The following is a 7,715-nucleotide window of genomic DNA, read 5'->3' as shown; positions in this document are numbered from 1 at the left end:
CTTGGAATTGGGAGTTAAATTATGTTCAAGTAAGCAAATCGAAAATTATTTTGCTCACTGCTGTTACTGTACCTTTTCGTCACGCAAAGTGCTGTAGAGAGAAGTTGTAAGGAAATAAAATTTCGCGTTTTGCAGTCTACAGCGGGTCTGAAGGATTTGTGTAAATAAAAGAAAAATGGTAAGCTCAAATTTAAGAAAAAAAAGGAGGAGACAAGAGTTAGTGGGAGCATCGGGCGATCGCGCTCATGTAGGAAAGAAAAAAAGCAGAAAAAAATGTTAAATAAGTCACAAAAAGATTTGATAGAGTTACAATTAGAAGAGTTGTAAAACTTTATTTTACATACAAAATATATCATGGAGTGGAAAAGAGGGCAAGGGGAACAGTCAAGAAAGAACGGTAGTCAAATCGAATATTTGACGGTTTTGCGAACTTGAGAACCACGAATTAAGGTAGTAGTGGAAATAGGAGGCGATGGCGCCTTTCGCTGGACTCCCCTAAAAGATGCTTGAATCGCAGCTTAAACTCAAGTTGAAGGCGATCGCAGCCATTTTAGAGTTGTGATTTTTATTTACGCACTGCTTGCTTGCATAGGCTGCTACATACAAGATATTGAGGGGCGGTTTAAGGTACTTGAGGATCGAGATAGGTAGAATACTTTGCTGCTAAATGTTGAGGGTGTATAAACAATGACTATCCCAAGTTTAAAACTAAAAATTGCTAATAACGATGGGAACCCTTGGTTTCATCCATTGCTGGTGCTAATATGGATAGCTATTGGCACAGTTTTACGCTTTACTAATTTGGCAGATAAGCCACCTTCAACAATTGAGATAGCAACGTTAATTTTTAGTTTGGGAAATAGTTTGCAGACGATACCGCTAGATAGTGCGATCGCGCTTGATACCCTCTTGCAGCCATTACAAGTGAATTCTCAAGCTAATATCACCTCAGTCATCCACAATTTGATGACAGAAAGCACCCATCCTCCAGTTTATTTTGTGCTGGCTCATTTGTGGATGAAACTATTTTCGACCGAGGCGGGTTTAGTTTCTTTATGGGCCGCTAGAGCGCTTCCTGCGATTCTCGGTGTCGCCTCAGTTCCAGCTATGTTTTGCTTTGGTTTTGTAGCATTTCGATCTCGTTTAATAGCTCAAATGGCGGCCGCAATGATGGCGGTTTCTCCCTACGGGATATTTATCGCCCAAGAAGCTCGACACTACACTTTACCAGTTTTATTAATTATCGCTTCTTTGTGCTGTTTGGTAATAGCAACTCGCACTATAAATAATCGTAGCATTTTACCAATTTGGGCAGGATTACTTTGGGTAGTAGTTAACTGTTCAGGGATTGCAACACATTACTTTTTTGTTATCGTTGTCGCTGCTGAAGGTTTAAGTTTAATAGCTGTTATTTGGATAAAAAAACGGACAGAGCGCCAGGAAAAATTAGACTTAGATTCGACTCAAGATTTAACCCTCAGTCCTCAATTACTAATTCCCAATTCTCTATTCCGAATCTACACGGTTGCTGCGGGTACGTTGGTGGGATGTTTAGTTTGGCTTCCGGCATTGCGTACAGCTTCTGAAAGTGAAATGACGCGCTGGATTTATGAGGGAAAAAACCCGATTGAATTGCTAGAACCAGCACCCAGAGTTTTAGCGTGGATGGTGACAATGTTGGCATTATTGCCAGTGGAAGGAGTATCTTTACTAGCGATTTTTGCCTCTAGTTTGGCATTGTTAATTTTCATGTTTTTTGCTTTGCCAATTTTGATTAGAGGTCTTAAAATTAAGTTAGGAGAATCAGATGGTAGCTTAATTACTCAAGTTTTAGGCGGGTTTATGTTGGGTGCGATCGCCATCTTTTTAGGGACTACCTACATTTTGGGTGCCGATCTAACTTTGGCGGCTCGTTATCAGTTTGTCTACTTTCCTGCTGTTATCATTTTGCTCGCAGTAAGTTTGGCTGTTTGTTGGGAAAATCAATACTTAGAAACAAACAATAAATTAAGTCAATTTTTAAAATTGCCAATTCTAGCGTTAAAAATAGACGGAAGAAAAGCAGTAACAATCATCTTATTAATGGGTTTACTTGGTAGTATGACAGTTGTTTCAAATTTTGGCTTTCAAAAATCCAAACGCCCCGATATTTTAGTTCCCCACATTGTTAAAATACAGTCAGCATCGCCAAAGATTCCTGTTTTAATTGCCACTGTTCGCAAAAGCCACTCAGAAACAAGAGCTATGATGGGGATAGCGTGGGAATTTAAACGTTTATCTAGTTCATCTTTGAGTACAAAGTCTCAACCAAATTATCCTCAATTTCTTTTAGCAAAAAAAGATAGTGATTCTCAAACTGCGACAGATGCACTGCACAAAACTTTAGCTCAAATGCCAAAAATTTTGGATTTGTGGACGATAAATTTTACAGCTTCAGTGGAAGGAAAAGGGCGAAACTGTACGATTGATTCGCAACCTCAACCCAAAATAGCTGGCTATAAATACCGATTTTATCACTGTTTATAATTGTAGAATTGGAGGATTATGACAATTTATTTCTACAGCTTCTATAGCGTTTCTCTGTCTGGTGAGGTACATAAACGATTCCCCTAAATCCTCCTTAATAAGCTATTCGCGACGTAGAAGTGTCAACCTTAATCCTGTTTCCAATATTGGTAAGCCGCATAGGCTAAGGTGACAGCGCCGGTGACGATCGCAGATTCATCAACCTCAAATTGCGGGTGATGGAGGGGATAGTTCGGTTTGTCAGTCAGTCCCACTCCTAAGCGAAACATGGTTCCCGGTGCGTGTTCTAAGTACATCGAAAAATCTTCCGCGCCGAGGGATGGTTCTGGTAAAATTTGGACGCGCGATCGACCTAAAGCTTCTAAAGCCGCAGTTTCGACTAATTGCGTGAGTTTGGGGTCGTTTTGGACTCCGGGGACTCCGCGCTTGTAGGTGAGTTCGTACTTAGCGCCGTAAGTCGCGCAAACGCTGGAGACAATTTGTTCGATCCAAGCCGGCAGTTTTTCGTGGGTTTCCGGATGCAGCGATCGCACGGTTCCCAATAATTTTACTCGATCGGCAATTACGTTTGGCGCTCGTCCGCCGTTAATTTGCCCGATCGTCAAAACCAGCGGCCTCAAAGGATTTTGCGTGCGGCTAATGGCCTGCTGCAAAGTGGTAATTATCTGAGAAGCAATCCAAATTGCGTCGATCGCCTCGTGGGGACGCGCACCGTGGCCGGATTCGCCCATCACAATCAATTCTAGGTCATCTGCCGCCGCCGTCAGGGCACCGTGCCGGATACCGATGCAACCGCCGGGAATCGTCGGAAAAACGTGCACTCCGAGGATGCCGTCAACATCTTGCATCGCCCCATCTTTAATCATCCATTGAGCACCTTGGGCAATCTCTTCCGCCGGCTGAAACAAGAAGCGGACGTGACCGGGCAGTTTTTCCTCTAGCTGAGACAATATCATTGCTGCGCCTAAACCGACGGTAGTGTGGATGTCGTGGCCGCAGGCGTGCATTACTCCCTCGTTGCGGGAGGCAAATTCTAAGTTAGTGCGTTCTTGAATCGGTAAAGCGTCCATATCGGTGCGAATTGCCAGCCACCGGGACTCGCTGCTGTTGCCTTTGAGTTCGCCGAGCACTCCTGTTTTGCCGATTCCTTCGATGGCGCGGACTCCGCTGGATGCGAGAACTCCGGCTACGTAGGCGGCGGTTTGATATTCTTGGCCGCTGAGTTCGGGGTGGGAGTGGATGTGGCGGCGAATTTCGATTAAGCGGGGGGCGAGGGTGGCGGCTAATTCTTGGATGCGGGAAAGCATGAATTTAGTTGGGGAGTGCGGTACAAGCTGTAGTCAACTAGGTTAACGCATATGTTTGGGGGTGAACCCACATCAAGCACCATTTTCCAGAACAGGCATCCTGCCTGTTCCAGCGGCTCAATCGTCTTTGGATTCATTGAACCTCCCTTCCTTCTGCGCTCTTTCGAGCCCTTCCTCCACCAAAAGTAATGCCATTTGGGACATAGAACGACGCTCAATGCTCGCCAGCTTCTCTAATTTCTCCTTAATTTCGGGCGGCGGGTAAAAGGCAACTCTGGGAGATTTTGCAGGACTCACATTGTTTGGGGGTAGCGTGTTCACCATGTCATTTTACTCGTCGCTGTCGATTTTCTGTGGTTGCGCTCGATCGTCGTTTTGAATTCTCCCTTCAGATTTAGCCTCATCTACTGCTTCTTGAATTAATGTCAACACCATATTCGAGACCGGCCGATAATGCGATTTGGCTAACCGCTCTAGGTCTGCTTTAAGTTCTTCTGGAAGATATACAACTATTCTGGGGAGTTTTGCTGGCAAGGCTGTTATTTGTGCTAATACCGCCCTATTGTACCTTTTTTTGACCTCTACAGTATCAAGTTCACCCTCAAGGGTTGACTCGGAGTGCCTACCGTGATACTTTAGAGTTGACACAAAACCAAACCCCCACCGCTCAGACTCACGATCGTTCGGTGGGGGCTTGAACTCCCATATTTAGGAGGAAACTCTATGATATCACAGCCAAAGTCAGTTCCCGAACTGCTCCGGGAAGAAATTCCTGACGTACCTCAAGGTAAGCAACCGATTCGTTTGCTGTTGTGTGGCGTTCCCAAAGCGGTAGACAGCATCGTTAATCTGTTGCACGTTTTAGGTTTTGCAGAAGTTGGGGAATGGAGCCCGCCTCTACCATCGCCGATAGCGGGTGAGGTAATTCGGATTTTAACCCGTTACTGGAAAGAGTAATTGTTGAGGGCGATCGCACGAATTGAAAAAGTGTGATCGGCCATTAACTCACTTCCAAAAGTTGGCTCAAAAACTCAATAAAATTTGCCAAAGCAGGAACCTGCTGTTGCGTCTGTTCGCTGACCCAATTATTATCAGCAATACTTGTTGTATTACTCTTCCCAGGTTTGAGAACACTTACAACCGTAGCAACTAAAGCTTTTTCTAGATCAAAATTTTTCCATTTTAAAGATTTTCTATCTGACTCAGAAAACTCATTTAGATAGGAACTAGCTTTCTCCATGTACGCGGGATAAGCTATCTGTCCGCACTCACACAGCAAAGTATCCAACACACCGGGCGAAGCGTTATCTGGCAAAACATAGACTCCTGTACGCGGGCTATTGGTATTTACAACACCAGGGCGATCGGGAAAATTAGGAAAATAACTTCGGAATTTGTTAGCATATGGTTCCACAATGCGATCGGGAGTTGATTTATCGCAATCGGCAACTATCCCGAATGCTGCCAAATTTGTTTGATACTCAGAATTTGTGAATAAAATGTCATCCAAATTAGTCACAAGATTGCTTCCTTCACCTGCATAAATTGCTACAGAGATAGTATCATTAAACAGAATAGAAGGCATATCAAGACGTTTATACAAATTTCCTTTTTTAGGATAAACAGGAATAAACTTGCGCCAGAAGGGGTCTAACTGAGACTCTAATCCTTTCAACTCTTCCCGAAAATCTTTGAAATCCAAAAGCTTGAGAACCTTGCCTGTAAATGCCTGATCGTGTGGCCCTTCTACTCCAATAATGGCGTATTTCACACGCGCACCTCCTGACCCAAATCCTCCCGCAATCTTTGCAATCTTTCCCGTTCAATTCTAACTGCTTTAGTTTGTGACTCCTGTTTCTCTAAACGATAAAGAACTAAGTCTGTCTCCAAATCGCTAGCATCCAACATCGCATCAACTGTTTCTAAACTATGGGTAGTTGCAAATAACTGAACATTCATTTGCTTGCACCACTGCACAATCCAAGCAAATGAACTGCGAAGTGCTTCAGTATGAATTGCTGTTTCTATCTCATCAATTAGCAAAACTCCACCTCTGACTTTTGTCAGCGTTAGAGCAATAAATAGCAAGCGACGTACTCCATCACCAAAAGAACTTAATGGTGCAATTCCCACTTGTTTGTGGTCTATATAAAGACTGCTACGATTGCCGCCATGCGAGAGAATCACTAAATCAATAATTCCTGAATCCATCACTTGCAATAGCTTAATCACTTCCGGCTTAAAACGCTGAAAAATAGCTTCTGAGAGCAAGCCAACTTGTGACTGTTCTATGCGGTGAGAAAAAGGTGTCACAGTATCAACTGACAGCATTGCATCTGAGCGAATTCGCCGATTCGTTAAACGCTCATTTTCCCAAATTTCAAAAAATTCAGATAATTCATTGGGTGAATCCGATATAATAGCTTTTAGCTCTATCTCTGCACCTCGCAGAGTATTATCAAATCCAAGATCGTCGGAAGATTGACTTTCATCATCTTCCGATAATTCCACTCCCTCAAATTCTTGGTAAATTGCCCTCGACTCTCTAACTGAAAACTTACCATTACCAGAAACATGAGTTTCCATTTGATAAAAATCCAATTGTTCTTCTTCTTTATTTTGAGGAAACAGCCATTTTAGTGCCTCCAGTCTTGGCTTGCGAGAATATTTGATTTCTCGCCGCCACGATGTGTTCAGCCATTCCAGCGGATCTAAGGGGCGACAATAGGTTGATATCGCCTCTAAAACACTGGTTTTACCTGAGTTATTCCCACCAACCAATAGGTTGATTTGGCCCAAGTCCTGCAAGGTTAAATCTTGCAGGCCTCGGAACCGATGAATGGTTACATTGTCAAGGTGTTTCATAATTATGATTTAGGCCTTTCAACTGAGATGCTTCGTTTCTCTCAGCATGACACATCGGCTTTGCCTAAGTCCCGATCGCCTTTTATGACTTGGGCGTATAAGTCGATCGCACTTGCAACTCCTTCAACTGCTTCTCATCCACCCCAGCCGGCGCATTCGTCAGCAAACAACCCGCCTGCTGCGTCTTCGGAAACGCAAGGACATCTATGATAATTATAGTGTTTTTAGTCTAAAGACGTGCCATGTAATTATGGCATTAACTGAATCTCTCAATAAACATATCGGGAGTAACAATTTCGACTCCTTGAAAAGGAGTTAATACCAATAAATCCAAATCCCCCGTAACAATTACATTGGCATTACCACTAACAGCCAACTCTAAAAACCTATTATCTTTTTCATCTCGATAAACAGTGATGTTTTCTGTAATATAAACTAATTGGGATGAACTGATAAATTTCAGTAAAAATAACTGTCGATCTTCCAAAGAAATATACTTGTTAAACTTTTTACGATTCAAAACTTGCTCTAATTCATTTAAAGTCGTTTCAGAATATAAAATTATTCCTTGTGTTTCTGCCAACTCAATCGCCCGAAATGGGACTGAGGTTTTAAACAGTAAAGCACTGATTAAAACATTGGTATCAATGACAAATCTATTCGTCATTATTATCTGCTAAAATGTCTTGTAAAATTTCAGGAGTTAAGCCTCGCTGCATAGCCCGCTCGGAAATTTCTGCCATCACCTGCGTTAATGTTTTATTGTGTAAATTTTGTCTAAAAAACAATTGAATAATCGAACTTAACTCTTGCTGAGTCTTAGGACTAGCTTCTTCAAAAGCCGTCTTAATATTTTCATCAACTTGAATCATAATTATTGCCATAGCCGTTAAAAAAAGTGTTAATACGAAAACTTTTTTTTTTTTTTTCTAACTCTATTTTATCACACATCTTGCACCATTCTCAAGAACAGGCAAGATGCCTGTTCCACAACAGATGAATTTTATTGTGCGCTGG

The 7,715-nt window shown here is 42.5% G+C and carries 10 protein-coding genes and 1 pseudogene; 4 read left to right on the top strand and 7 right to left on the bottom strand.

Annotated features, from left to right (window positions below):
- Positions 1 to 441: 441 nt before the first annotated feature.
- Positions 442 to 510, top strand: a pseudogene (locus QUA53_RS29360) (NAD(P)H-quinone oxidoreductase); the annotation flags it as partial.
- 177 nt (positions 511 to 687) lie between these two features.
- Positions 688 to 2,526, top strand: a complete 1,839-nt coding sequence (locus QUA53_RS25195; protein ID WP_333100389.1) for a hypothetical protein — start codon at positions 688 to 690, stop codon at positions 2,524 to 2,526.
- Between the two features lie 128 nt (positions 2,527 to 2,654).
- Here the strand turns inward: QUA53_RS25195 and QUA53_RS25190 are convergent, their stop codons facing one another.
- The 3 genes from QUA53_RS25190 to QUA53_RS25180 form a co-directional block, all read right to left on the bottom strand.
- Positions 2,655 to 3,833 carry a M20 family metallopeptidase gene (locus QUA53_RS25190; protein ID WP_333100388.1) on the bottom strand — a complete coding sequence of 393 codons (1,179 nt, stop codon included), beginning with the start codon at positions 3,831 to 3,833 and terminating at the stop codon, positions 2,655 to 2,657.
- 117 nt (positions 3,834 to 3,950) lie between these two features.
- The gene (locus tag QUA53_RS25185; RefSeq protein ID WP_006633396.1) at positions 3,951 to 4,157 is read right to left on the bottom strand and encodes a ribbon-helix-helix domain-containing protein; all 207 of its coding nucleotides are present in this window, start codon (positions 4,155 to 4,157) and stop codon (positions 3,951 to 3,953) included.
- 6 nt (positions 4,158 to 4,163) lie between these two features.
- Positions 4,164 to 4,481 carry a ribbon-helix-helix domain-containing protein gene (locus tag QUA53_RS25180; protein WP_333249153.1) on the bottom strand — a complete coding sequence of 106 codons (318 nt, stop codon included), beginning with the start codon at positions 4,479 to 4,481 and terminating at the stop codon, positions 4,164 to 4,166.
- A gap of 75 nt (positions 4,482 to 4,556) precedes the next feature.
- On the opposite strand from QUA53_RS25180, the gene QUA53_RS25175 reads away from it, so the two are divergent.
- Positions 4,557 to 4,790 carry a hypothetical protein gene (locus tag QUA53_RS25175; RefSeq protein ID WP_190663608.1) on the top strand — a complete coding sequence of 78 codons (234 nt, stop codon included), beginning with the start codon at positions 4,557 to 4,559 and terminating at the stop codon, positions 4,788 to 4,790.
- 43 nt (positions 4,791 to 4,833) lie between these two features.
- Here QUA53_RS25175 and QUA53_RS25170 read toward each other — a convergent pair whose 3' ends face one another.
- Entirely contained in the window at positions 4,834 to 5,604 is a 771-nt protein-coding gene (locus QUA53_RS25170; protein ID WP_333100385.1) for a DUF3226 domain-containing protein, read from the bottom strand.
- Positions 5,601 to 6,698 carry an AAA family ATPase gene (locus tag QUA53_RS25165; RefSeq protein ID WP_333100383.1) on the bottom strand — a complete coding sequence of 366 codons (1,098 nt, stop codon included), beginning with the start codon at positions 6,696 to 6,698 and terminating at the stop codon, positions 5,601 to 5,603. Before QUA53_RS25165 ends, QUA53_RS25170 begins: the two co-directional genes overlap by 4 nt.
- A 27-nt stretch (positions 6,699 to 6,725) precedes the next feature.
- Between QUA53_RS25165 and QUA53_RS25160 the strand changes: the two genes are divergently transcribed.
- Positions 6,726 to 6,908 (top strand): hypothetical protein, encoded by a 183-nt coding sequence (locus QUA53_RS25160; RefSeq protein WP_333100381.1) that lies wholly within the window; start codon positions 6,726 to 6,728, stop codon positions 6,906 to 6,908.
- Between the two features lie 46 nt (positions 6,909 to 6,954).
- Here the strand turns inward: QUA53_RS25160 and QUA53_RS25155 are convergent, their stop codons facing one another.
- Complete coding sequence (locus tag QUA53_RS25155; protein ID WP_333100380.1) at positions 6,955 to 7,365, bottom strand: putative toxin-antitoxin system toxin component, PIN family; 411 nt, start codon at positions 7,363 to 7,365, stop codon at positions 6,955 to 6,957.
- Entirely contained in the window at positions 7,355 to 7,570 is a 216-nt protein-coding gene (locus tag QUA53_RS25150; RefSeq protein WP_333100379.1) for a hypothetical protein, read from the bottom strand. Before QUA53_RS25150 ends, QUA53_RS25155 begins: the two co-directional genes overlap by 11 nt.
- Positions 7,571 to 7,715 lie beyond the last annotated feature (145 nt).

Origin of the sequence: Microcoleus sp. Pol12B3 (assembly GCF_036701355.1) — a bacterium.
In the GTDB taxonomy this organism is placed as follows: domain Bacteria; phylum Cyanobacteriota; class Cyanobacteriia; order Cyanobacteriales; family Microcoleaceae; genus Microcoleus.
Note: the sequence above shows the minus strand (reverse complement) of the source record. Positions and strands in the feature narration are given on the sequence as shown.

Excerpts from the sequence above, each read along its gene's own strand:
- QUA53_RS25195 (WP_333100389.1), top strand. The coding sequence starts at position 688 with ATGACTATCCCAAGTTTAAAACTAAAAATTGCTAATAACGATGGGAAC.
- QUA53_RS25190 (WP_333100388.1), bottom strand. The coding sequence starts at position 3,833 with ATGCTTTCCCGCATCCAAGAATTAGCCGCCACCCTCGCCCCCCGCTTA.
- QUA53_RS25185 (WP_006633396.1), bottom strand. The coding sequence starts at position 4,157 with ATGGTGAACACGCTACCCCCAAACAATGTGAGTCCTGCAAAATCTCCC.
- QUA53_RS25175 (WP_190663608.1), top strand. The coding sequence starts at position 4,557 with ATGATATCACAGCCAAAGTCAGTTCCCGAACTGCTCCGGGAAGAAATT.
- QUA53_RS25165 (WP_333100383.1), bottom strand. The coding sequence starts at position 6,698 with ATGAAACACCTTGACAATGTAACCATTCATCGGTTCCGAGGCCTGCAA.
- QUA53_RS25160 (WP_333100381.1), top strand. The coding sequence starts at position 6,726 with ATGCTTCGTTTCTCTCAGCATGACACATCGGCTTTGCCTAAGTCCCGA.
- QUA53_RS25155 (WP_333100380.1), bottom strand. The coding sequence starts at position 7,365 with ATGACGAATAGATTTGTCATTGATACCAATGTTTTAATCAGTGCTTTA.
- QUA53_RS25150 (WP_333100379.1), bottom strand. The coding sequence starts at position 7,570 with ATGATTCAAGTTGATGAAAATATTAAGACGGCTTTTGAAGAAGCTAGT.